This is a genomic window from Oleiphilus sp. HI0061 (assembly GCF_001635675.1).
On the sequence record NZ_LWFE01000822.1, the window covers coordinates 1 to 316 of the forward strand.

Consider the following 316-nt stretch of genomic DNA (forward strand, 5'->3'; position numbering starts at 1 on the left):
CGATATCGCTGGTGTTCAGATCAACGATCTGAAAATCCACAACCATCGTGGTGACACTTCTGGTCTAGACGGATTGAATGCATTCGGTTTCGCTCACTCAATGCGTGACATCTACGCTGTTAAAGACGCAGTTCTTGATCTAGGTTCTGTTGCTTTGAACCCAGCTCAAGATATCCAGGGTGGCAACACAAGAGAAGGTTATGTTGACGGTATCGCAATCAACACTACTTCTAAGTTTGACCTAGATATCGGTTCATTGTCTTTCGGTGACACTGGTACTTCTATCGGTGAAATCTACTTGACTGATGTGACTAAC

Annotated in this window: 1 protein-coding gene; it reads left to right on the top strand. The window is 44.3% G+C overall.

Annotated features, from left to right (window positions below; translation table 11 throughout):
• Positions 1-316: hypothetical protein (locus A3735_RS30720; protein WP_197485816.1), on the top strand; the 316-nt coding region annotated here is incomplete at both ends.